The sequence below is a fragment of the Kriegella aquimaris genome, assembly GCF_900103215.1.
Lineage (GTDB): Bacteria > Bacteroidota > Bacteroidia > Flavobacteriales > Flavobacteriaceae > Kriegella > Kriegella aquimaris.
The window spans coordinates 773,156-798,534 of the sequence record NZ_FNGV01000001.1 but is presented as its reverse complement, the minus strand read 5'-3'; the positions used below and the strand labels follow the sequence as shown (position 1 = coordinate 798,534).

General features: G+C 35.4%; 19 protein-coding genes. 2 read left to right on the top strand and 17 right to left on the bottom strand.

All coding sequences use genetic code 11. From position 1 onward, the window contains the following. Positions 1 to 1,176 (top strand): glycosyltransferase family 4 protein, encoded by a 1,176-nt coding sequence (locus BLS33_RS03365; RefSeq protein ID WP_089885279.1) that lies wholly within the window; start codon positions 1 to 3, stop codon positions 1,174 to 1,176. Between the two features lie 72 nt (positions 1,177 to 1,248). Here the strand turns inward: BLS33_RS03365 and BLS33_RS03360 are convergent, their stop codons facing one another. The 11 genes from BLS33_RS03360 to BLS33_RS03310 form a co-directional block, all read right to left on the bottom strand. Further along, positions 1,249 to 2,280 (bottom strand): acyltransferase family protein, encoded by a 1,032-nt coding sequence (locus BLS33_RS03360; protein ID WP_089885277.1) that lies wholly within the window; start codon positions 2,278 to 2,280, stop codon positions 1,249 to 1,251. A 50-nt stretch (positions 2,281 to 2,330) separates the two neighbouring features. Beyond that, positions 2,331 to 3,551: a hypothetical protein gene (locus BLS33_RS03355; protein WP_089885274.1), complete on the bottom strand. Its 1,221-nt coding sequence runs from the start codon at positions 3,549 to 3,551 to the stop codon at positions 2,331 to 2,333. Next, on the bottom strand, positions 3,551 to 4,162 hold the full coding sequence (locus BLS33_RS03350; RefSeq protein WP_089885272.1) for an acyltransferase: 612 nt from the start codon (positions 4,160 to 4,162) through the stop codon (positions 3,551 to 3,553). The genes BLS33_RS03355 and BLS33_RS03350 overlap by 1 nt, the downstream gene beginning before the upstream one ends. A 9-nt stretch (positions 4,163 to 4,171) precedes the next feature. After that, positions 4,172 to 5,446 carry a glycosyltransferase family 4 protein gene (locus BLS33_RS03345; protein ID WP_089885269.1) on the bottom strand — a complete coding sequence of 425 codons (1,275 nt, stop codon included), beginning with the start codon at positions 5,444 to 5,446 and terminating at the stop codon, positions 4,172 to 4,174. Then, entirely contained in the window at positions 5,443 to 6,555 is a 1,113-nt protein-coding gene (locus BLS33_RS03340; RefSeq protein WP_089885266.1) for a glycosyltransferase, read from the bottom strand. The genes BLS33_RS03345 and BLS33_RS03340 overlap by 4 nt, the downstream gene beginning before the upstream one ends. Before the next feature lie 25 nt (positions 6,556 to 6,580). Next, entirely contained in the window at positions 6,581 to 8,017 is a 1,437-nt protein-coding gene (locus tag BLS33_RS03335) for a lipopolysaccharide biosynthesis protein (RefSeq protein ID WP_089885264.1), read from the bottom strand. 74 nt (positions 8,018 to 8,091) lie between these two features. After that, on the bottom strand, positions 8,092 to 9,183 hold the full coding sequence (locus BLS33_RS03330) for a GDP-L-fucose synthase family protein (protein WP_089885262.1): 1,092 nt from the start codon (positions 9,181 to 9,183) through the stop codon (positions 8,092 to 8,094). 2 nt (positions 9,184 to 9,185) lie between these two features. Then, positions 9,186 to 10,301, bottom strand: a complete 1,116-nt coding sequence (gene gmd / locus BLS33_RS03325) for a GDP-mannose 4,6-dehydratase (protein ID WP_089885260.1) — start codon at positions 10,299 to 10,301, stop codon at positions 9,186 to 9,188. Between the two features lie 189 nt (positions 10,302 to 10,490). Continuing rightward, a complete protein-coding gene (locus BLS33_RS03320) occupies positions 10,491 to 12,218 on the bottom strand; it encodes a N,N-dimethylformamidase beta subunit family domain-containing protein (RefSeq protein WP_089885259.1) in 1,728 nt (575 codons plus the stop codon). After that, a complete protein-coding gene (locus BLS33_RS03315) occupies positions 12,208 to 13,323 on the bottom strand; it encodes a glycosyltransferase (protein ID WP_176801312.1) in 1,116 nt (371 codons plus the stop codon). Before BLS33_RS03315 ends, BLS33_RS03320 begins: the two co-directional genes overlap by 11 nt. Positions 13,324 to 13,454: 131 nt before the next feature. Then, on the bottom strand, positions 13,455 to 14,321 hold the full coding sequence (locus tag BLS33_RS03310; protein WP_089885254.1) for a glycosyltransferase family 2 protein: 867 nt from the start codon (positions 14,319 to 14,321) through the stop codon (positions 13,455 to 13,457). A gap of 268 nt (positions 14,322 to 14,589) precedes the next feature. On the opposite strand from BLS33_RS03310, the gene BLS33_RS03305 reads away from it, so the two are divergent. Next, on the top strand, positions 14,590 to 15,597 hold the full coding sequence (locus BLS33_RS03305; protein ID WP_089885252.1) for a glycosyltransferase family 2 protein: 1,008 nt from the start codon (positions 14,590 to 14,592) through the stop codon (positions 15,595 to 15,597). A gap of 33 nt (positions 15,598 to 15,630) precedes the next feature. Here BLS33_RS03305 and BLS33_RS24765 read toward each other — a convergent pair whose 3' ends face one another. From BLS33_RS24765 to BLS33_RS03275, 6 genes are all read right to left on the bottom strand, one after another. Further along, positions 15,631 to 17,760, bottom strand: coding sequence for an Ig-like domain-containing protein (locus BLS33_RS24765; RefSeq protein ID WP_176801311.1), 2,130 nt, complete (start codon positions 17,758 to 17,760; stop codon positions 15,631 to 15,633). Between the two features lie 442 nt (positions 17,761 to 18,202). Next, entirely contained in the window at positions 18,203 to 19,579 is a 1,377-nt protein-coding gene (locus BLS33_RS03295; RefSeq protein WP_089885249.1) for a PIG-L family deacetylase, read from the bottom strand. Between the two features lie 378 nt (positions 19,580 to 19,957). Continuing rightward, positions 19,958 to 21,928 (bottom strand): right-handed parallel beta-helix repeat-containing protein, encoded by a 1,971-nt coding sequence (locus BLS33_RS03290; protein ID WP_089885247.1) that lies wholly within the window; start codon positions 21,926 to 21,928, stop codon positions 19,958 to 19,960. Positions 21,929 to 22,331: 403 nt separating this feature from the next. Then, entirely contained in the window at positions 22,332 to 23,345 is a 1,014-nt protein-coding gene (locus tag BLS33_RS03285; RefSeq protein WP_089885245.1) for a GNAT family N-acetyltransferase, read from the bottom strand. 21 nt (positions 23,346 to 23,366) lie between these two features. Further along, positions 23,367 to 23,975 (bottom strand): sugar transferase, encoded by a 609-nt coding sequence (locus tag BLS33_RS03280; RefSeq protein ID WP_089885243.1) that lies wholly within the window; start codon positions 23,973 to 23,975, stop codon positions 23,367 to 23,369. Positions 23,976 to 23,988: 13 nt separating this feature from the next. Further along, positions 23,989 to 25,110 (bottom strand): glycosyltransferase family 4 protein, encoded by a 1,122-nt coding sequence (locus tag BLS33_RS03275; protein WP_089885242.1) that lies wholly within the window; start codon positions 25,108 to 25,110, stop codon positions 23,989 to 23,991. Between the last annotated feature and the right edge of the window lie 269 nt (positions 25,111 to 25,379).

The following is a 25,379-nucleotide window of genomic DNA, read 5'->3' as shown; positions in this document are numbered from 1 at the left end:
ATGCGAGAAATCTTGATTATTACGAGTTATTACCCACCTGAATCGGGTGCGGCTTCCAATCGGATTCACCATCTTGCTGAAGGATTGTCAAAAAAAGATTTCAAAGTATCAGTTATCACGCCCCTACCCAATTATCCTACCGGGCGCATATTTGATAACTATAGGGGAGCTTTTAAAAAAACTTCGGTTGAGAATAATATAGAAGTTCACCGTCTTTGGTTATATGCCAGTAATTCAAAAAATAAAATATTACGGTTGTTCGCAATGATATCGTATAGTTTAAGCCTTATTTGGTTTTTCATTACCAATAGGGTGCCAAACTTGGTGATAGTACAGTCACCGCCTTTATTAGTGGCCTTTACCAGTATGCTCTTCTTAAGGAGAAAAGGTCGTAACCTTATTTTAAACGTAAGTGATTTATGGCCAATAGCCGGATTGGAATTGGGTGCGTTCAAAAAGAATTTCAGCTACGGACTCTTAGAGAAGATTGAACGAATCAACTATAAGAGGGCCGACCTTATATTAGGGCAAAGTGAAGAAATACTAACTCATGTTACTTCTATATTTCCAAACAAAGAAACGGTCTTATATCGAAATTTTCCAGATTTTGAACCACCATTCTTGAACGAAACAGGAATTCAACCTCAAAGAATAACAATTGTGTACGCGGGACTACTTGGAATTGCTCAAGGGATTCATAAGCTATGTGAAAATTTAATTTATGACAACATTGAGTTTCATATTTATGGAGCGGGAGCGGAGCAGTCGAAAATAGAAAAGTTTATTGAAGAGAATCCTACACTACCTATAATATACCATGGTTCGGTTTCGAGAAACCAATTACACAGTGCTTTAATGCGTTACGATATAACAATAATACCACTGTTAAATAGAATTTATGGATCGGTACCCTCGAAAATATTTGAATACGCTAGATTGGGGCTTCCCATGCTTTATTTTGGTGGGGGCGAAGGTGAGGATATTATCATGAGTTGTGAGTTAGGCTGGATTGCGGAATCATCAAATTATCAAGATTTGAATAGGGTCATTGCATCAATAAATCATGAAGATTTTTCGTTTGAAAGACGTCTTCAAATTCAAAAAAGAGCATTAAAGGAGTTTGATTTTAATGTTCAGTTAAATCTATTGGCCGAGAGAATAAAAATAAAAATCTAATATTTTTATATTCTATTAAATCAACAGACTGTTGAAAGAACAATCTTCCATCCTTTGTAAATAAGCATAAACTTATGCACCCATCAAAGGTCTTGAATATTTTCCTGTTATTTTTTTTCCTAATATACACAATAACAAGGTCAAGGAAATAACGAATAAAGCCCATATTAACGACCAAATAAATGTATAGTTATAGTCTAGAATGGAGCTTATTTTTCTTGATACAGCGATAACTTTGTAGTTTATAAAATCGTGAAGGAAAAATAAAGCAAAACTATAATTTGCCAAGCTGTTCAATAACCTTGACCTTTTTTCCTCCCTTTTCTTCATAAGGGATAACACTACCAATGAAATGGATATATTTTTAATATATAGTACTGACTGATATAGATTCCTGTTGATGTCATCTATTGACTCCATTCGAAGATAAAAAGTAGTAATTATGGCGAGTACCGCTAAAATACCGAGCTGCGTCCGATAGCGGCTAATCTTGCTCATTATTTGCGAATAGTTCATTGATAAATAGAAACCCATCAAATAAATAGGGAATAGGTATAAATAGAGACCAAAACTCAATGTTGTACCGGTTCTAGTGCCTAAGAGGGGCAATAGAAAGATAAACGGGACAAATTTGATGAATATTTTTTCTGGAATTTTCAAAAGTAGTGGACTAACAATGAAAATGGGAATTATGAAAGGAATGTACCAGAATGGACCTAGAGCTGTTCCGTGGATGAGTACTTTAGGAATATCCGCTAAAAAATCGGGTATTGAAGAATTCACCACAGAACCTAAGAATGTTGTAAGGGCGAGAATGAGAATAGAAAAAAATACGTAAGGTGAAACAACATTTTTAATCTTTGATATATAATATTTTGAAAAGGTAAATTTAGACTTGAGGTGATGAAAAAGAAACCCTGATATTATAATGAAATATATTGTACTGCCACCGAAGAAAGCTTCTCGAGCAGATTCAATTAAAATGGCATCTGGGTTAGTCTTGTCATGATGCACGGGATAGAGCCAAACATGATCCATCATTATATTCAGTATTGCAAATGCACGGAAATAATGCATATGATATAAGAATTTTTTTCTATTCATGAAGCCTCATTTTGTTCCGTTTATTTTTTTTAAAACGGAAGGTTCGCTTTTTATTGGACTAATTTTGAATCTTGTTCAGGAGAACTAATAGTTTCATTATTCAACCAATTCTTGGCATAAACGTTCGTGGCGCCTTGAAAGAAGCAAAATAAGACGAACATATAGAAGGCTCCTAGCATTACGGGTTCTACAAAAAACAGAAGATGCGTGGCCATAAAATAAGTAATCACCATTGTTTGAAATGGTAGGTTTTGATTTTTGACAAGTATCACTTTAACAATTTTCAGTGAACTCTTAATTGTGAAAAGCAGCAAAAGTATAAAAGGTAGTAATCCTGTAGATTGTGCGACATCTAACCAAAGGTTATGACTATACCCAAATTCCGTTCGCTCCCAACCAAAAGGTTTGGTAAATAAATTGGCTAAGGATTTTGCCCAACGCTGAGACCTGTTCCCAGCAGTGCCGGTATCTTCACTTTCTTGTAATCTGTTTCCCAAAACTGATAGATAATCCGCATCCAAATCAAATGACACGAATTTCAGCAGAGCAAAGGCCATAATAATCATGAAAGCAAAAAGTTTCAAGTTCTGCTTTATCGATTGCTTGGGTATTATAAACAATAGTCCCATAACAATAGAGAGCATACAAATAGCAAGTTGGGTTCTGCTTCCTAGTCTGAACGTACAAAGTAGGGAAATGATAAATATACCTACCGCACCAAGTTTATAAACCAATTTAATTTTTTTCTGGGGAATTAAAAGTAACGTAGGAATGCACATGTTATAGGTAAAGAAGGCCGCCATTAAGGTCGCCGTAACCAGCCTTCCATTCCAAAAAATTCCTATCGTTCGATCATATTGAGCAAACCCACCTTTTACAAGATTTAATGCTACAGAGGCCAAAGCGGTAAAGGAATATAGACAAGCAACGATAAAGAAAAGAATATAGAGTTGTCTAACAGTTTTGGTTTTTATGACAAAATACTTTCCTAAAAGATAAAATGTGGGAGGAAAGAACATATAAAACACAAACGTTTGAATGTGCATATTTGGGTCAAAACTATAGAATAGGGCGTAAACTACAGAAAAAATAAAAAGAATGAAAAAAGAAGAATCAAGGTTTGTTTTAATAAAATCACCACGAGTATATATGATAGGTACCAACAGATACCCAGCTAAATACCCTAAGTCAAAAGGATTTAATAGAAAGAAAGCAAATAGAGCGACTATGGGCCAGCCTATATGCTGAATATATGTGAGTATTGAAATCATTAGGTAAGTTTATCTTTTGAATTTGGAATACTTCTTATGAATTTAGCTGGATTCCCTGCCCAAATTTCCCCAGAAGGGACTGATTTCGTGACTACGGATCCAGCGCCAATTATGCTGTTTTCACCTATAGTAACACCTTTTAGAATAATACTGTGCGCTCCAATAAATGAGTTGTCATTGATTACAACAGGTTTCGTTTTTGGTATGTCTTTTTCTTTTATTTTTCTGTTTTCAGGGTCTAGTGAATGAAAATCTGTATCATAAATTTTAACACTACCCCCTATTTTGACATTGTTACCAATGCTTATATTTTCTAGGCAAATTACTGTTGAGTTCGAAATGCCCGTTCCATTTCCAATATTTAAAATGGCAGATTTCCCCACTATTAAAGTCATTCTGGTGTCTCCTCCGATAGGGTTGGCATAAGGTCCGGAATTGAATGAAACATTTTTACCAATTGAAATACTACCTTGATTTCTGATAAAAATTTCACCGTATATTCTTGGAAAGTCACTACAGTTAACTTTTTTATATTTAAAAATCAACCTATTATACCAAAAATTTTTAGTATTAGATAAAAATATAACAAGTTTCTTAAGTAGGCCTACCATGTAATTTTATTAGTTAAATTCACTTTTTGAAATACTATTATAAATAGAGAGCATGGTGTTCATATTATTCTTGCGATTATGTCGTTCTGAAGCCGCTAAGATGCCGTTTTCTGAAAGCTTTTTTGCTAATTTTTCATCGTCAAAAATACTTTTTATAGATTGTGCTAACATTTCAACTTCCTCAAAACGATAAAGAAGGCCTGTTTCACCATGTTTTACTGAATCGGGGACTCCTCCGACATATGATGCGATACAGGGAACGCCTAATATCTGAGCCTCACCTAATGAATTTGGACTGTTTTCTATACTTGACGGACAGATAAATACATGACAATTTAAATATTCATTTATCATTTGTTCTTCATCGAGAAAACCCAAGAAGACTATATGTTGTTGTAAATCTAGTTTTTTAACCAGCCTGCTTATATATTTATGATATCCCTTTTTGGTTAACTTTCCTTTTATTCCAATTGAATTCTTAAGAATATTTGTCCCGGCAACGCGTATTTTTAAATTAGGAAAATATGATTTTATAAAATACACGGCTTCAAGCACTTTGTGTACACCCTTTATGGTATAGCTTGCTTGACTTAAAAAAATAGTATGGTCTTCTTTGTCGTCTATATCCCATTTTTTAGACCTGTAGAAGCTATTTCTCAATGATTCATTGCAGAAATGATAATTTACATTAGAATTAATAGTCTTTACATGGTCATGATCCCATTGAGTTCTACCTATTATATTTTTTACTAATTTCAGGTAGTTTTGTTCTATTTTATGCCCTCTTTTTTTAAATTTTATTTTATTGCCAATTATTCCATCACCTTTTAGAATATCCCTAAGAGTAATATTTTTGATAATTTCTTTCATACTAATCCCAGCATAATAGTATCTACTTATTATACTGGTCATTCCCTGTATCGAAATAACATATCTCAAGTTAGGGTATACTTTCATTAATGAGAGACCGTGGGCATATTCGGTACCATGGATATGAACTATATCAGGTGAAATATCTTCAATGATTTTTTTCCATTGTTTTTCCAATGTTTCGTCATATTCGGTTATTGGCTTTGCTCCTGGGAGTAAAAGATAATTGGTTCCATCGATTGTATGTTGCGAGAATTGCATTTTTGGTCTAACAGTGACAATACTCAACGACAACCCTTCTTCTGTCAAATCTCTGGCTAAACCATACATCCAGCCACCAACTACAGGAGCACTTTTTCCAAGGGCTTCGGATAGTTGAGGGAATATGGTGTTTGTAACCCAAAGTACCTTCATGACTGCAGGACTTTTTTTAGAACATTAATTTGATAAAAGGGATTATACTTGTCATCCACCAACCGATAGGCCTCAAGTCTGGTTTTATTACGGGACGACTTATCAAGGTTAATCCAATTATTGATTTTAAGCACAAGGTCATCCAAATTACCTTCTTCAAAAAAGTCTCCTGTAAGTCCGGGTTTTATTGCTTCGAATTCAGGTCCGTGGCCATAAAAGTTATCACTGGTAATAACGGGTGTTCCATAGGTTAGCGAGTGTATAGCTGTAAGACCTATCAATCCTGGAGAAACACAAACATCTGCATTGTAAAGTAAAGGCCCAATTAGTTCTTCTTTATAACATGGACCGTAAAACCATACATTTTTATCTATGTTGTATTTTTTAACTAATTTGGGAATGTCGTTATCATCTATATCTTCCCCGACAACAACTAAATTACAGGGTATATCTTTTTCTCTCAAATTTTTTAATGCTTCTACCAATAAATTCACCTTTTTAGAAGTTTGGATTCTTCCAATATATATAAGAACGGGAAAGTCATTATTAAAGTATTTCTTGTAGACATCCGACGGTTTTAGTTTATTACGAACGACCAGTTGTTTTTTGTAATCTAGGGAATTATAAAGTAATACCAGTTTGTCTTTATCAAAACCTTGCTCAATCATTAACCGTTGTCCTTGGTCGCCATAAAGAAATATTTTATCAAACAACCGATAGAAGTTTTTTTGAAGTATCATTTGTTTTTTAGATGAACTTCCCTTAATGCCATGTGTCCAAGCATAGGTTTTTTTTCCTAATATTTTAGCCAGAATGAGAACAATCCAGTTAGACAAATAATACGGTGAACTGTTAATAATGTAGCTTTTGTAAGGTTTAAAAACCAACCTCCAAACACCTTGTTGCCAAATATAGCCTTTTATAATACTTTTTTTATTTTTAATTGTTTTTCGGTATCCCTTTAAAGAATTATAATCCATTGTCTTTAAAGGCTTGAAAACAGTATCACCCATATAAAAGTCGCATTGGAGCTCTTGATCCATCAAGGTATATATAGATTCGCGATAATGCGAGCCAATATTAAAAATGCAACAGATTTTGTTTTTCATTTTAACTATTGTTTGAACTGTAGGATTATCTCTTAAATAGACCTCTTGTTTTATCTAAAATCATTTTGAGTTCCTTAACCTTGAATAAATGTATGAAAAGAAAATAAACGGGTATGGCTATAACGGGAGCTATGCCAAGCTTTAGTATATCATTATCTATATAGTAATTTGCAAAATATACCGCAGCTGCCATAATGATACCTGAGATAATAATTGGGATCATATCTTTGATCTGCTGAAAAGCCCCATATTTCATAATTTTTCCGGGATAATGCGTATTTATAAAAAAATGAATGGTAGTTGATGCTAGTTCTGCCATCGCAATATATACAATACCATACTTCAGTGCAATCACCAATAGAACAACGCGTATGGAGAGTTTGGCATATTGCTGTTTTAGCGCTAAATCTGTTCTCCCGATTACATATAGCAGATTTACATTGATGCCCGAAATAATAGTTATGGCCCGGGCGATACAAAAAAGTTGCATAATCGGAACCGCTGGCATCCACTTCTCCGTTAATAGAAATCGAATTAAAGGTTCTGCGATCACGGTTAAAAACAAGAAGATGGGCACAACCAATAATGCTGTTGCCCTAATAATACTTCTCGTATGCTTGACCAGAATAATAATTTGATCTTGTAATCCTGAAAGCCCAGGCAATAAGACCCTTTCTAATACAGAGCTCATTATACCATAAACGTAATCTGAAAACTGTGTGCCTCTCGTGTAGTAACCTAAATCTTGAGCACTGCTAATTTTTGCAATAACGAGTTCATAAGATTTGTTTACCGCTACATTTAGTAGGGAGGATGCAAGTAAATTGGACCCATATCGAAATAATCCCCTTAACGAGGTTTTCGAAAAAACCCAGTTGGGTTTCCATTTTAAACCAAACCACATCAACAAGGCTACTACAACGGATTTTATCAAAGTTTGTGCCACTAAAGCCCACACCCCGTAACCAGAAAAAGCCATATAAATGGCAACGGCACCTGAGATGATAACCGCGGAAAAATTGACTTTCGTTAAAACCTTAAAATCAAGGTTAATTGTATATAGCGTAATCGGAACCGTGAAGAGGGCATTTACTATCAGTGACAATGCCAAGACTCTTAGCAATATGTTAAGCTTATCAAGCTCATAAAAATCGGCGATGAAAGGCGCTGATATCCATAACAACGCATAACAAAGTGATCCAATGGCAATATTGAATAGGAACACCGTAGAGATATCATCTTCGGTACGGTTTTGCTTTTGTATCAAAGCCTTTGTGAAACCACTGTCGATAAATACTTGTGAAATTGCAATAAATACAATCAAAATCCCGATAATACCATACTCTTCGGGGGTAAGAATACGAGCGAGTACGATGCCAATAATGAATTGCATGGCTTGTACAGAAAGACGTTCAACCGCACTCCACGCCATTCCTTTGAACATTTTATCACCAAGTCCCATCCCGAATTATTTTTCTGAACAGAAAGACGAACAGAAGTTCATTGTAATGTCTAGGTTTTTTAAGGATAATGACATTATTTAGTTGAAACATACCATTGGTATTGCCTCTTTATACCCTCCTCAAGGTCAATGGTATGTTTCCAACCTAGTGTATTAAGCTTGGAAACATCTGTCAATTTTTTCATGGTGCCATCGGGCTTTTCGGTGTTGAATTTAAAATCACCATTAAATCCAACTACTTTTTTTACCATTGCCGCCAAATCAGAAATGGAAATGTCTTTTCCAGTTCCAATATTGATATGAGTATTTCTTATTTCTTTAGAATTTTGGACATAGGTGTCCTCAAAATTTCTATTCTCCATTAAAAAAACACAGGCGTCGGCCATGTCTTCTGACCACAAAAATTCACGCATAGGTTTACCACTTCCCCAGATTTCAACATGCACTTCACCGCTAGCTGTTTTAATTATACCGTATTCCGCTAACTTCGCAATAATCATTTCTTGACCACTTTCACCATTTACTGTTTCAATAGGCAACTTGTTCAAGTCTTCATTAATTGTCTTCCAGTCATTATTTTCCAAAGCCTTGCCAAGAAGAATTTTTCTGACTAATGCCGGGAGCACATGAGATTTTTCCAAATCAAAGTTGTCGTTGGGACCATAAAGATTGGTCGGCATAACAGAAATGAAATTAGTACCGTATTGCAAATTGTAGCTTTCACACATTTTAATACCTGCAATCTTCGCTATTGCATAGGGTTCGTTTGTGTATTCAAGTACATCGGTGAGCAAATAATCTTCTTTCATAGGTTGTGGGCAGTTCTTGGGATAGATACAGGTGCTACCCAAAAAAAGAAGCTTTTTTACATTATGTAAGTAACTCTGATGAATAACATTGTTTTGAATCATCAAATTTTCATATATAAAATCAGCTCTATAGGTATTGTTAGCAACAATTCCTCCAACTTTCGCCGCCGCCAAAATCACATAATGCGGCTTTTCGGATTCAAAGAAATCCCTTACAGATTCCGAACTTTTTAAATCAAGTTCCGAATGGGTTCTTGTTATAATGTTATGATAACCTTTGTTCTTTAAATTAGCAACAATGGCACTGCCAACCAGACCTCTATGACCAGCTACGTAGATTTTTGATTCTTTGTTCATTTTTACTCGAAGTAATTTAGAATTCGATAACCGCCATTCTGTAAATATTGGTCTTTCTGCATTAATTTTAAATCACTTTCCATCATGTCTTTTACCAAATCTTGTAAATCAAGTTCTGGTACCCAGCCCAATTTATTTTTAGCTTTAGAAGCATCTCCAATAAGCAATTCAACTTCTGTAGGTCTGAAATATTTTGGATCCACAGCAAGTATTTCTTTCCCTATTTCCAGTTGATAATCTTTGTTATGGCAAGCCTTGACGTATGCCTTTTCTTCTACACCTTCGCCTTTGAATTCTAATTCGATTCCTACTTGATCAAAGCTCATACGAACAAATTCCCGCACAGGTGTCGTCTTACCTGTTGCAATTACCCAGTCTTCTGCTTTATCTGCTTGAAGAATCATCCACATCATTCGCACATAGTCCTTTGCATGATCCCAGTCACGTTGCGCATCTAGGTTACCAAGATAAAACTTGTCTTGAAGCCCCAAGGCAATACGGGAAGTTGCCCTTGTTATTTTTCGGGTTACAAAAGTCTCTCCCCTAATAGGAGATTCGTGATTGAACAATATTCCGTTACAGGCATACATTCCATAAGCTTCCCTGTAGTTTACGGTTATCCAATAAGCGTACATTTTTGCCACAGCGTATGGACTCCTAGGGTAAAAAGGAGTATTCTCAGTTTGTGGAACTTCTTGTACTTTACCATAAAGTTCTGAAGTTGAAGCTTGGTAGATACGTGTTTTATCTCCAAGACCTAACATGCGTACTGCATCTAATATTCTAAGCGTTCCTATTCCATCGGCATTGGCTGTATATTCAGGCACCTCAAAAGAAACATGTACATGGCTCATGGCCGCGAGATTGTAAATCTCGTCGGGTTGTATTTCCTGAATCAATCGAATCAAGTTAGTACTATCGGTCATATCACCATAGTGAAGAATAAAATTTCTATTTTCAATATGCGGGTCTTGGTACAGGTGATCGATACGATCGGTATTAAAAAGTGAAGAACGTCTTTTTAATCCGTGAACGGTATAGCCCTTTTTTAATAAAAATTCACTTAGATAGGCTCCGTCTTGTCCGGTAACCCCTGTAATTAATGCCACTTTTTTCATTAGGTACTATTTTATTATTTGTAAAAGTCTGTCAATTATTCATTTGCAAACATACAACATCATCTATGTTTCTACCCTTAAATGTGGCTATAACGCCTGATTTCTGGGTAAAACTATTATAATCGTAAAATTTCGCTGCAAATATCGGTTTTTAAAAATAAAGACCTTTGATTTTTGATGTTTTTACTTCTACGAAGTTGTAGCTCCAAATGCGCTTAGAACATTATGCGTAATTGTTTCAGCTTTGGTACTTGCCCTTGATGACCTTAGTTTTGGAGCGTTATAGTCATCAAGCCCCCAAGACCATTGCATTGAACCTGTTGCAAACACTTTAGCTCCTTTTTCTGTTTCATAAAGGGTCATATGGGAATCACCTTTCTTTACAATTCTATTATTAAGTGCTTTCAGGTTTTGTAAGAACCAAAACACCAATAACGCCCCTATGGTTGTTGAGCACAAAACAAGAGCAAAAATGCCACCTTTGGCTCCAATTTTAACAATCACACCAGAAAGTATAAAAATGGCCAGAATTGCAATTATGTAGATTGCTTTGATTGCAATCTTGGGAAATTTTAATTTATCAACTAATAAACTATTCATTTTTCTGTTAATTCGCTTAAACATTACTTTTCCCGTGTATGCATAATTATTCTCTAACAGATTTTTTCCTGGAGAAGTGGCTAATATTGTTATGTTTTTTGGGGAAAATTCTGTGATACCATCAATTTCGTAACCAAGAAGTCCGTGTAACCTATCACCATTTTTGGCATCTAATCCTTCGTAAATCCAATGGGAGGCATTGGAGATAATTATATCACTATCCACGGGGTCCATGAAATGCTGAACACCAATCAGTTTCGACTCAGGATTGTCTATCGGCTTGTCTCGAAAATTTACAGTTGTAGCGCTATTGGTTATCGGATCTAGGGAAACATCTTTATAACATACCATAGTTCTATTGGCAGCATTCGAACTACTACTTGGTTCTAGTCTAACCTGCCAGAAAACGGCATTAGATGAAAAAAAGGTTAGACTGGTTCCATCATCAAGTATTTTTTCTACATTACTACGCATTTCAGACGACCAGTATTCGTCGTGTCCATGAGACATGAATATTTTGGCTCGACTAAGAAATTTCGACTCGCTATGCGTATCTATATTGGTAATATACCCAACATTATACTTGTTTTTTTCTAACCATCGAACCATATTGTAATCCCAAGCAGCACTGCTAATAGGGAGGTCGTGGGTAGTTATGGGTTGGATGTTAGTGAAAAATTCTCCGGCCCCCATTCCGTAAGCCGCTTTCCTATTATTACTGCAGGCATAGGGTCGATTAAACGAAACATGACTTGCACGTTTACCTGAAACGGATCCCCATTCATCGTGCGAACCACTTCCCCAATCATAAAGTGATTTCCCACCCCAATAATTATATGCCTGATACGTAGTAACAGGTAATTGAAAGAGTATGTCGGGACTGTTTTCATCATCTCTCACAACAAAAATTATATAACTTTGTTTGTTAAATGAATTCTCTTGAAGTTTGGCAACGTAAATTCCAGTGAGCCATGTTTCGTCAGTGCATAATTTGTAAGGATTCTTCCAATCACATTCAATCAATCCCGTGTGAGTATCTGGCAAGGTGTTTTTTTGAACCATACCCGGTAGGGTGACGGGTTCGGTTATGGATCGTCCGCCCAATCCGTTGTACCATCCCATTCGGAAAACTTCTAAAGAAAATTTTTCAGCAGCTGTGTTCACAAAAAGGTTTATGAACTCGCCTTTGTTGATACTAGTGTGCGAAGCGTACCCTTCAATTTCCCTATTTGTTGCTGGATGGTTTAACTTCCAAGAAGCAGTTCCCGGTCTTTCGTTATCAATAGCAATAGGATGATTACTCGATTTATTCAGCATGTTTGGTAATCTTTTTTTGAGGAATGATACTGTTGTAGATATTAATATATGCGTCGGCTATTGACTTCCAGTCAAACTGGGAGAAGTCTAATTGGTCTATGTCATAATTCTGATATTCCAGTACCATGTGTTGTATTGCCTCAGCTATTGAGGTAACAGAATTAGGATTCACAAATTCTCCCACTTTTTCAGTAAAGGTGCCGTCTATTCCTTGATTTTTCGAACAAATTATAGGGAGTCCTTGAGTAAGGGCCTCCACATATACCAGACCAAATGTTTCACTTATTGAGGTCATAGCTAGAATATGGGTTTTGGAATAAATCTCTTTTAGCTTTTTTTTATCATATATCGCACCATGATACGTAACTATCGATTTATTTGCCTCTATGGCTGCAACAACTTTTTCATGATATTTCCCACCTCCCCCTACCAAATCCAAGGATAGGTCTTTATATTTTTTCTGAGCTATTACGACTGCGTCTATTAATCTTAGGATATTTTTATTAATGTCAAAATTTCCAATATAGACCAGTTTGGAAGGTGTAATCATTTTTTTTGGTCTTAAATCGTTGAGCCAGTGCGAATCAAGACCGTTATTAATGACAACACATTTGTCATTAATTTCAGGTCGCAATTTGTTTATAAAACTATCTTTAAAAAAATTACGCTTAAGTGATGTACTTACGAATATAATTCTAGAAGCTTTTCTCAATATCTTTCGTGCAAGAAAGTATAAGTCTTTGCGATAATTAAAAAAAACGTTGACGTCTGAGCCCCTTACGGCTACTATATATGGTATGTTGAATTTCTCATTGAGTTTTAAGGCTAAGGCACCATCACTAAATAGCGTAGTGGCGTGAACGATATCAAATTGTTTTAAATCTGTGTTAGATTCAAGGTCTTTGTACAGAAAGCGTATTTTGTTACGGAATAAAAAGGCATGGTAGGGGCGAAGGGGCCTAGAATATATAACTTCGAAATCTGGATTTTTCTTATATTTTTCTACCTTTTTGATTTTAGCTTTTCGTACGGGATAAAATATAACTTGTTGAATTCCTCTTTCGTCTAACTCGCGATAGAGATTTTCATGGACCTTACTTCCCATGAAGTCATTACAAATTTGAAGACATTTCATAGGTTTGATTTTAATTTGAAATAAGATTTAAGAATATGGTAATTAGTACTTAAGGTCATAATAATTTCTTCCTATTTTTTACCAATGCTATTTCTGATTATTTATTTTCTAAAATAATTTAAATATATTTTCGGGAAGTATAATTTGAGCCACGCAAAAAAAACAACAAATGGATATCGAAAAGGGAAAAATTTCTTCGTATACTTTTTGTAAGAACTTAAGGCTAGACCGGTAGGATTGTATAATACCTTGCGTCTTTCTTCAAAATTTTTATTTGCGAAATTCTCGTAGTGATCTCGATGGTCGTTGACACAATGTCCGCAATATTGCGGCGCAATCAAGACAGGAATATTTGCCTTTCCAGCAGTCAGGGTATAATCATAGTCTGCCATACCATGACTATATCCTTCGGTAAGAATACCTATTTTGTCAACAACAGTGCCAGCGACCATCATAATATTGGCATTTCCAACATCACATATCTGAAATTGACCGTTAGGAGGCAGTCTTTTGAGTTTGTATAAAAACCTATTTTTCAAAAGCGACCCGCTATAGGTCAATTGGTTTTTGGTTTTATCTTCTGTTGCTCCCAAATAAATTCCTTCCATCCCTAATTTATCAAGGGAGTATTTATGAGTTTTTGCAAGTTGATCAAAGACGTTGTTATACAATTCAACGTCATCATTGAGCAATAAATAAGCGTCATAATTTCCCTTTAGAGCTTCTTTCCACGAAGAACGCATACCTTCTGCCCAATATAATTGACCGTCTCCCGAAATAATGTGCACTTGGGGAAATTCTTTCTGAATGGCCTCGGACGTACCATCTGTAGAACCGTCATCGGTTAAGTATACATCTAGTGAAAAATTCTTGGGCTCTATCTGCTCTACTTCGAATAGGCTTCTAATTGAACTCAAGGTTTTATCTTTTCTATTATGACATGTATACAGTACTGCGACGTTTTTCATTCTTGAAATTTTTCATATAACAACCCCAAAATGTAAAATTTTTGTCTATCAATAGTGGAGTAGAAGTGAGTGATGTTTACGGGAAAATCGGATATTTCAGGTTAGTATATTACCTTAATTTTTAGTGGGTAAAAATAAGTGAAGATTATCTATTAACCTAAAAAATCTGTGTATGGACGAAACAATAGGTCAAACGCTTGAAAAGGGGGTAATTTTAACCTTATATTTAACAAATTTTTAAAGAGTACTAATTCTAACGTAGCTATTCATGGCGATTAAACCTAAGGTGAGTGTTCTAGTTCCCGCATATAATGTAGATCAATATATTCGAAAATTTCTGGATAGTCTGGTGAATCAAACACTTAAGAATATAGAAATAATTTTAGTGAATGATGCATCACCTGACAGCTGTCATGATATTATAACTGAATTCTTGGTCGATGATAGAATCAAGTACATCAATAAAGCGAAAAATGAGGGATTATGGATGGCTAGGCAATCTGCCTATGATATTGCTACTGGAGAGTATATTGTAAACTTAGACCCTGACGACTATATTGACGATAATTTTTTGGAATCACTTTATGTTTTTGGAAAAGAGAATGAACTTGACATCGTTGTGGGAAATGTTCAATCTGTTGATGAAAACGATAAGGCCTTTGGCAAGACCGCTTTACATAAAATCAGTAAACGAAAAGTTTTACAATCGGATCAAGATTATAAAGTCCTATTAGGAACTCCCTATGCCTCATGGTTCCGTTTGTTTAAAAGGGAGGTGATGAAAAATTTTAATTATAATTACCTACAAGGTGAGTTGGTGTCTTACACTATTCAGTTTTGTGATGGAGTTAAGGTGGGTGTTAATCCGGAAGTTTTTTATTATCATCGGAAGCATGGAGCATCTATGTCTAATTATGATAAAAGCGCAAAACGGATTAGCGAATCGGCAGAGTTTAGTTGGGATGGAATCCATAAAAAATTAAAGCACCTAAAAGCTTTACCGATAGCCTCGGAAAACTTGAGAAATACCCTTTACATGTACATTTTTAGGGTTTATTATTCCCTTACCATGATAACATGGCTTGAAGAAAATCCGACAAAAGATTATAAAAAGAAAGTAGGTCGCTTGCTTAAAGATGAACTCAATTTTAATGCTAAAAACTTTTTCAAGTTTGTTTCATGGTTTAAACGAAAGGAGCAAATCTTTTTAAGCCTTTGTCTCTTAGGTTTTGATGAGATTGTTCTTAAGGAACTAAAAAAAAGAAAATCGAATTGATGAATAAAACAATTCGATTTTCAAAGTTGTTTTTTAATATTCAAAAGGACCTATGTCAGGGCTTCCGGATATTGATTTACCATCAAAATCCGATGTCCGTTGTGCATAGTTAACCCCGGCACCTATTGCAGGACTTGTCGCCTGTAATTTGTATCTTTCCGCTTCTGATCCACTATTGCTAAAGAGAGGATTACTGGTGATTGTTCCCGAAAATCCATTAGTTGGTGTTCCGAACGAGTTGTTGTAGAATAGATTGTTATTTCCATTAATAGCAATACTTCCTGAGCTGACAGTGGCCCATTTAGATGAAGTTGAGTTAACAATAAAATTGTTGTCGAAATCTACTTCATTTCCGTTGTTGTAATATCGTATTCCTCCCGTTTGCCCATCAAAAACATTATGATGTATTTCTATCGATTTACTTGGAGAAGTTTCTTGACTACCTTCACCGAAGGACATAATTCTTTCCCCACCTTTAAAAATGTTATTATAGATTTTAATATTACTAGGACTATTTGTCGAGACCAAAGGATTATATGTTTTAACAATAAAAAATAAGGCAACATATCCGCATTCAAAATAATTATTTTTTAATGTAATATTGGTCGCCCCATTTTCAATAGATATTTGTTGTGCAGATGCGTCACCTGTCATTCTATTGTTTTCATAAACAGTACCCGAGGAACTTGGGTAACGAATTTCAAGGTTAGATCGGTGTATTAAATTGTTTCGCCATAAATTATTACTGCCTCCACCATTTGCCAACCCATGTCCTTGATGAGAACCGCTATGCAATCTATAACCTCGATTACCCTGAAATAGATTATTTGAGGCTACTGTTGAACTTGAACCTTTATATGAGGTCGAAAAAAAGTAATCTGTTTGTCGGTTGCTATCATCATTGTAGTAGTCATTGTCTTTAATGGTGTTGAAACTCGCTGCACCTCCAGAACCACTTATTAGGAATGCCGTGTAAGCTGCATTTTCACCATAACAGTTTTTTACGGTATTGTGGCTGCCACGAATTGTAAACCCACTGCCCATATATGTAGTGGAAGAATCATTTATTTTGGAAAAGGCAATATTGTCGAAAACATTATAATCGCCAGTAACAAGAATACCATATGTAACATTACTTGAGGGATCATGGAAACCTATGTTGTGAATTTCTATATAATTTCCTTGAATGTACATTACCTGATCATCTTGAGGGTTTATTACTGGAAAACCGATGGAACTTATATTGTCTCCATAATCCATTGTACCTCCTTTGGTCGTTTTTATATCTCCTTCTTTTGATGTATAGCCTATAAAAACTATGGGATTGTTTTCTGTACCACTATTTGAAAATCTAAGCCTTGGAACATTGTAGGATCCCGCTTTCACAAAAACGGTATCTCCCGCCTTGGCCATACTGACCGCATGCGTTAAAGTCCAAGGGTTGGCTTCGGATTTTCCATCGTTGCTTGTATTCCCATTGGAAGTGACATAAAAGGCACTTTGAACGTTGAAAATTTCGCTAGGGTCTTCCTCTTCCTCTTGTTCTACTTCTGGTTCTGGTTCTTCGGTTATGGTAATAGTTACAGAACCTTCTTCCGTAGTTACTGATCCGTCTTCATTTTCTGTCTCTGTGGTATAGGTAAATGTATCTGAAACTTCTTCATCGTTTGATGCCTCATCAGTTGTCTCTTCATTTGTCGGGGTCTCCGTGGTGGGTGTCTCCGTGGTGGGTGTCTCCGTGGTGGGTGTCTCCGTGGTCGGTGTCTCCGTGGTGGGTGTCTCCGTGGTCGGTGTCTCCGTGGTCGGTGTCTCCGTGGTGGGTGTCTCCGTGGTCGGTGTCTCAACAGGAGACTCTGGAGCCGAAGTTGGAGTAACGCTGTAAGATGGTGTGTATGTCAAGGTGTTATCGTCATTTATGACAATCATACCACTTTTTGCTTGGGAAGTTTCGACAATTTTCACTTTGTCTAGGTTGGCGAAAGCATCATTTGATAAAACATCGAGTACTATACTCTTATCTCTTGAGATTATATAGTTATCATTCATTATAAAACTGCCAATTCCTATTACTTCTTCTTTATCAAGACCAACATACTCTGCAAGCAGGTCGGAATCTTTACTACAAGAAAATATAGCTGTTAATATAAAAAATGTAAAAATCACTTTTAGTGTTTTTGTTGGGTAGGTAGACATGTGCATAAGTAGGTATGATGTTTGAAAGAAATAAATGCCGATTTGGGATCATCATTTATTTCGTTTAATAAAACCATGACCGATTTGGGACAATCATGGTTTGATTTGTGTAAATATCAAGCAGTTATATTTACTCGATTTTATTAATTTTTCTTTCGTTAAATGGTAGTTCCTTTTCGATGAATAGCACTTTTGCTTCGATGAGTTTCATATTTTGAAATTTTTTCATTTTGATTTCTAACGGGATAAAATATAAAATCGGATATAACAAATGGGTTTTTCGATGAAATACATCAATTTGATTAAAACACGGAGCTTTTAATCCTGAGAATCAAAATTTTAGATTTTAGAATCGATTTGACATTTGGTATTGATGCCCAAAGAATTAAGTCTATAGCGATTGCCTCAGAAACTAATGTTCAGTGGTGGTGATTTTATTCCAAACATTTGGTTTGTAGATGTCTTTAATAGGTACAATAAAAAAAAGTTCATTGCTTCTTACCGCCCTTCTGAAATAACTGTTGTCTGACTGCGAAATTTCACCCTTTGCTGTTTGAAAGGCTTTTCTCATAGATTTCAAACCAAAACGCCATTCGGTGTCAGGTCTTAAATCGTTCATAGCCTCTAGAGCGAAAAGTTTATCCTTTTGCAAATCAGTATTGAGTGGATTTGAGAATATTCTTTTGTAGTAAAGATCATTATTAAAATTTGGAGGTAGTGATATTGAACCTCCGGCTTTACCATAAGGGTAGTATTCATTTAAAATGAAATGATTGGAGTATAGAAATAGCTCTCCTGATTTCATATTGTTTTTCTTTAAGGCCTCCATTACAGCTATTGTAGTGTATTGATGTTCCTCATGTGCTTCCAATGCGGGGTATGGGGTTACTATTATATCAGGTTTTAAGTAATTCAATAGATAAGCTAAGTTCTCAATTAAAGATGGCCAATTTGAAGATCCTGTGAGACTATCTTTTAGAACTGAGAAGTTTTGTTTTCTATAGGTGTCGATATCCCTAGACTTTGTAAAGGCCGCTTGAAACTCTTTGGGATTTTCAATAAACATTTTCTTCAAATTAGAAAAATAGCCAAGATTCAATGTGTTATTGTGGTCGATACCTCCAAGTAAGGGTACTGTAATGCTATTCCAAGTTCTTAATTGCCCTTTTTTTCTGTAATGTGCAATGGTATCGCTATATACCTCATCATATTTAAATGGGCCAGACTCTCCTGATTTAATGTTCAAAACAAAGGTGTTGGGGTATTTGCTATACAACCCATAGGCGGCTATTTCTGCATCATCAGGATGAGTAGCAATAACTAAAATTTTGGTCTTGCTTAAATCTTCGTTTTTAAAGAGATAAAGTTTTGCTTCTTGGTCTTCGAGTGCTGTTCTAATTCCTTTTAAATCCAATTTTTTGGGACCCTTGTCTAAGATTGAACTTATATTTATAAATCTAAATCCATCGACACCATCTTCAAAATAATCTATTGAGCTTTTGTCCCTTATCGTTGATTCAACACCGGTTTGGAACCAATTTCCCAAAAAAGTGGAGCTTACCTCAAGTTTTAGGAAAGCCGAATAGTTATCATCTATTGTATCAGGGATTGCTATTTGATTATTTTTCAAAAAAAGTGATAAAACATGTGCATTATCCTCACTGTACCTGTAGTCAATATTAGGGTCGTAGGGATAAATGGCCTCTCGGGCATTCAAATAACTATGCGTTATTTTTAATAGTAGTAGGGAAATAATTATTATAGTAACAAATAGTATAGACCTTTTCATTAAAACTCATGTATGCCTACAAATTTAATTATTTGAAAATGAAAGGACGAAGTTTTTAAGCACGAACCAAGCACATGATGATGAAAAAGTTGAGCTATAGTATATGGGTGTCATGCAGAACATGATTACTTCAGTCCTAGCGGTGGGTGTAGGGGCAATTCTCTTAGCAATTTGCAAAAGTATTTCTGTAAGTACTCAAATGTAGCTCCTCCTCAAGGGGGTGGATTTTGTGGAGAAGAGTTGTTGTTGTATTGGGGCAAAAGCAACAGGACTAAACAAGTCAATGAACTTATCACTTTTAAATGATAAGTATTGCATGACTAAAAGTTTATTGTAAATGCTTTTGCTTTAATAGTAATTAAAAGATTCTCAAATTCTTTAAGGCAAATCAAAATCAACATTTCGCAATGTTATGTTAGTAAATATGGTGTTGGAATTTAGTTTGTAATTATAACCTGATGAAGTGTCCCATAAGTCTGTTGCGTCTTCAATGGTGCAATTAATCAATGATGTATTTGAATTTGGTCTGTTGACCCTAAAAACAGTTTTAATATCTGAAAAATGACAATTTGTAAAAGTATTGTTTGATGCAGGGCCTTCTGTCTTTTGAAACTCCCCAAAATTAATTGCGTAAATACTGTTGGTTACGTGAACATTTACATAATTATTATTATTTCCTGCATTATTTTCGTCATAAGGCTGTGATTCATCCCAATCTGTAAAGGCAAGACCTCCGTAAGTGTTGTCAATGAATATATCTTCGAAAGTATTATGATGTGCACCATTTGCCACTTTAACATTGCTTGCAGTGTCTCCATTATCCATGTAGCTACCTTGAACGGTACAATTTTTTATGAGATTGTTGTTTACATTGGAATATGACATTTCTATTCCTGTATTAATAACAGTAGAATTTTTGATAGTATTATGGGAAGCTCCATTTTTGGCCACGAGACCATGACCAGAATGTTCCACTCCAATTTTCCTCCTTACAATACAGTTGTCTATTGTTGAATTTTCAGTTCCTTCCACAAGCAATATATAGTAGTCGGTTCCGTTTTTTAGGTTATCGGTCGCTACTTCTGAATTCTTTACTTGACAATTGTCGCAATTACGTAAAGAAATGCCTTCTACTCCGGCATTCATCACAAGGCTATTTTCCACAGAATTATAACTACCCCTTAAAGTAATTGCCTTGCCGTCATAACTTGATGTCTTGTTTTTGGGGCCAACTTGATTCAGCACCACATTTCGGATGAGAATGTTATTGGCAAAATTATTGATTCCCCATTTATAACCTGATATTTGTATGTTATGAAATTCTATATGACCGCTAACCTCGTTTATTTTTATGGCTGTTCCGTTATTTTCGGTACCACTAAGTAAAGGCATTCTGTTCGAATCGACATTGTCTTGGTATTCGAAAGTTGAGCCTCCTTCAGATTGTATATCACCGGGGTGATTTTTATACCCTATAAATTTGATTGGATTATTTGAATTTCCAGAAATAGATTGAACCCACTGGGTATTGCCATAATTCCCAGCTTTGATATATACAATATCTCCAGCTTTAGCCACGCTGACTGCATATTTCAAACTCCAGGATTTTTGTTCGGAAAGTCCGTCATTGTTCGATGAGCCGTTTACCGTCACATAAAAACCATCTTCTACGTTTGGCGCCTCAACTTCAGGTTCAGGTTCAGGCTCTGGCTCAGGCTCTGTTTCGGTTTCAACTTCAACCGTGACGGTACCAGTTTCAGTGGTTACCGTTCCATCTTCATCTTCTACTTCTGCGGTGTAGGTAAATGAATCTGTTTCGGTAGCGACCTCTGGTTCCGGTTCTGGCTGAGTCTCTGGTTCGGGTTCGGGTTGAGCTTCAGGTCCCGGTTGTACTTCTGGCTCAGGCTGAGTTTCCGGTTCAGGTTCGGGTTGTGCTTCAGGTTCCGTTTGTGATTCGATTTCCGGTTGTACTTCTGGCTCGGGCTGAGTTTCCGGTTCTGGTTGTACCTCTGGCTCTGGTTGCACCTTTGGTTCCGGTTCCGGAATTTCCTGAACTACTTTTTTTGGAGTATAGGTTATTGTGTAATCATCGTTGATAATCACACTGCCATTTTGAGGAGAAGAGGTTTCAACAATTTTTATATTATTGGGAAAAGTGAATGCATCATTTGATAAAACATCAAGAACGCTACTATTGTCGGATGGAATTATGAAAATATCGTCTACAACCTGACCATTTTTCAAAACGCTGTCCGTCAATAAATCACCATCCTTATTACAGGAAATCATAAATGTGAAAAAAAGTGCACAAGAAGGTAATAGGAATTTTTTTCCAAAAGAATATGTCATGTCAATGCAGGGTTAAGCTTAGCATTTAAATTTTCGGGGGCGAAAAAATTATTGATTACATCAAAATAATAGACGAAATGCGTCTTTGTTTCGATGAACTGCGCAAAAATAGAAAAACCGACAAGACTACATTTTCTTTTTTTGGTGATTTCCGCTTTTTTCGATGAAATACACTTTTTTATATGTAATTGCCTGAAAATTAACCTTTTTATAACAAGTATATTCCTATATATATATATATAAGTTACTTTCAGAAAGTATACGCTTATTTATATAATATCATCGTAGTCAGTAGAATAACAACTTTGGAAAGGTAATAGGTATTCGGTGTTTATGAGCTGAACAAAACAAATTTCACTATGATATGCAAAATACCAACTTACAGTTTGAATTGACTCCTTAATTATTTTCGATATAAGGGAAAGAATTGTTCGTTCACATCGATTTCCTTGTCACCTATAAGTTCTAAGTACTTATTGTTGTTTACTATATGTTTCCAAACTTTAAACTCATGGTGCTCCTTAGAAAAGGATGACTTGAAGTTGAACAGCGAGTCTTCCTTGCTTCCAACACCTCCGCCTAAATTGAAAATCTTATAGTCCTGCTCCGTTGCCTTGACACGCATTTCGTCTAAAAAAAGATTAGCTGGAGCCAGATTCAAAGCACTGTTTCTGGTACCTGATAAATGAAACTGAACAATGTCGTTTGTCTTAACGAACATTGAGCCTGCAATTACTTCACCGGTTTCTTCAAGTTGCACAAGCAGTATATCGGTTTCAAAATCTGTACATTTTAGAAAATCGAAAAAATATTTTCTTGAGAAATAATAATCTTTGTTTGCAGACAAACGATCCATGTTTTCGTAATAAACATCTATAAAACTATTGATTTGTTCATCGGTCTTTGCCAATACTACATTGCAAAGCCTTCTGCATTTATTTGTCCTGTTTTTGGTGCTTTTTCCGTATTGCATACGTTGTTCGTCCAATGGTAGTGTCAAGTTTATATTCACCACTTTGCCAAGTGTTGGAGTTTGCCCCAAATTATTTAAAACGATGGATTGTTTTTTTAGATAAGGATGCAGTCTTGAAAAAACACTTACAATACTCAATTCTGAAAATACTTGTTCAAGCTCCGTTCTAAATAGGCCATTATTGAAAGACGCATCAATATTCTTATAAATTGGACCAGCATAACCGTATACTGAAGTAAGATCAAAAAAAGCAGTGTTATCTATGGTGCGCTTTAGAAAGGGTATGGCTATGGTTTTATCGTTTTCCTGATATGTGATTAAAATAGGAAGCTCATCTTCTTTCTTCGAAATCAAATGATAGTCGTACGTATGATAAAAATCATATGAATCACATGATAATAAAACCTGCTTCCAGTCTTTTTCATTATCTATTACTTCAATCATTTGTTTTTTTTTATAATAATATCAATTTTTAGACCCCCTGAATAGCTCCATCGTTACTTCTTCGCTCGCCGAAACACCTTCAGAGTTGAAAACTTTGCCAACAGTTTTCCATAAAATTTTTAAATCAGTCAAAAAACTAATGTTCCGAACATACCAAACATCATATTTGAATTTATCTTCCCAACTGATGGCATTTCTACCGTTTATTTGGGCCCAACCCGTAATACCTGGTTTAACATCATGCCTTCGAGCCTGTTCCTCGTTATAAAGGGGCAAATAAGACACCAATAAAGGCCGCGGGCCTACAATTGACATGTCGCCTCTGATTACGTTTAGAAGTTGAGGAATCTCGTCTAACGATGTTTTTCTAATGAATTTACCAATCTTTGTCATTCGTTCATGATCAGATAAAAGTTGACCGTCCGGGCCTTTTTTATCATTCATGGTTTTGAACTTTAAAATTTTAAAAATCCGTCCATTCTTGCCTGGTCTTTTTTGTACGAAAAAGGGCTTTCCATTATTACTGATGCCGAGAATGACAACAATACCTATAAAAAGGGGAGATAGTGCAACAAGAGCAATCAATGCTGTTAGCAAGTCTAGTATGTTTTTTATCACATTTTTGTACATGATAGTATCGTTTTCAGTTCATATGGATTTTGGAATAAACCTCCAACGTTTTCTTTGTCATTACAGGGATGGTGAATTCATTCAGGGCCCTTTTTCTAGCACTTTGTGCGAGTTGTCGGCGTAAATCCGAATCGGAAACCAATTTTTCTAATATGGCAGTGAATTGTTGAGTATTCTCAGTTTCGAAAAGGAGGCCGTTCACACCATCTTCGATTTGTTCATAGGCGCCTTCTGTATTACTTCTAACGGGACAACATTCACTCATCATCGCTTCTAAAGTTACTAATGGAAAAGACTCCATACGTGATGGTAATACGAAAATATCAAAAATATCATAAAAGGGTTTGGGGTCTTCGAATGGTACCAAAGTCATGAATTTTTCAATTCCTGCGTTTTCGACCATATCCTTTAACCAAATATAATCTTCACTACCTCCAACACCTCCCAAAAAGATAAAATGAATTTTTTCTTGGGTAGTAGTTGACAAATTTTTTAAGGCTTGAACAAGAATGTCTGATCCTTTGCGCAGCGAAATACTTCCTACGAAACCAATGATTAATTTATCTTCGGGTATTTTCAGCCTATTTTTCAAATCTGATTTTTGTTTTGGAGAAATAGGATGCGAAAACCGATCTGATACACCGTGATGAATCAGACTTAAGTTCTTGTCTTCCATTCTGAAGACTTTTTTGCTGAATTCATAAGATTCATTACTTATGGCGATTAAGTGATCTGGTTTTTTGAATTTAAAATTTCTTTTTAAATAAAGAATGTGCAACGTCGTTGTAAACTTTTTCCTCATCAGCCAAGGAATAAAAGTCATGTATGGTGATTGGCAGTGTATTACATTAGGTTCGAACTGTTTTATTTTACCCATAATATCAAACACCGAAGTGAATGATTGTATAGTTCGTTTAAAAATATTTCCTTTAGGAGTTTCAAATTCTTTAATGTCGACTCCCAAGGCTTTAAATTCATTATAAAAATCGTCTACCCTTGATGTTGCATTTTCGATTTTTCCACCAGTAATCAGACAAACTGTATGACCTTCTTTGACCAGACCTTGGGCGAGATCTAAAGTATGTGTTGTAACACCCGTCTGTTCAATTCTACTAAGTAAAAAAGCTATTTTCATGAATATGGTTTGGACCTTTTCAAAATCGGGGGCAAGGTGAAGACTTAAGTTATAACTGTACTTTCATTTTAGTAGAATTTTATGAATAGCAAAGGTTTTGCGGCTCTTTCAAAAAAATCATGCTTAAAATTAAACCAGTAAATATTCACCTAAAATCACATATGAATCTTGTTCAATGTTATATTTTCGGTTGCAAGTATATGTAATTTCTGTAAGGGATAAATATTTAATCGATATATATTCATGGTTATATGACCAAGTGCAATATT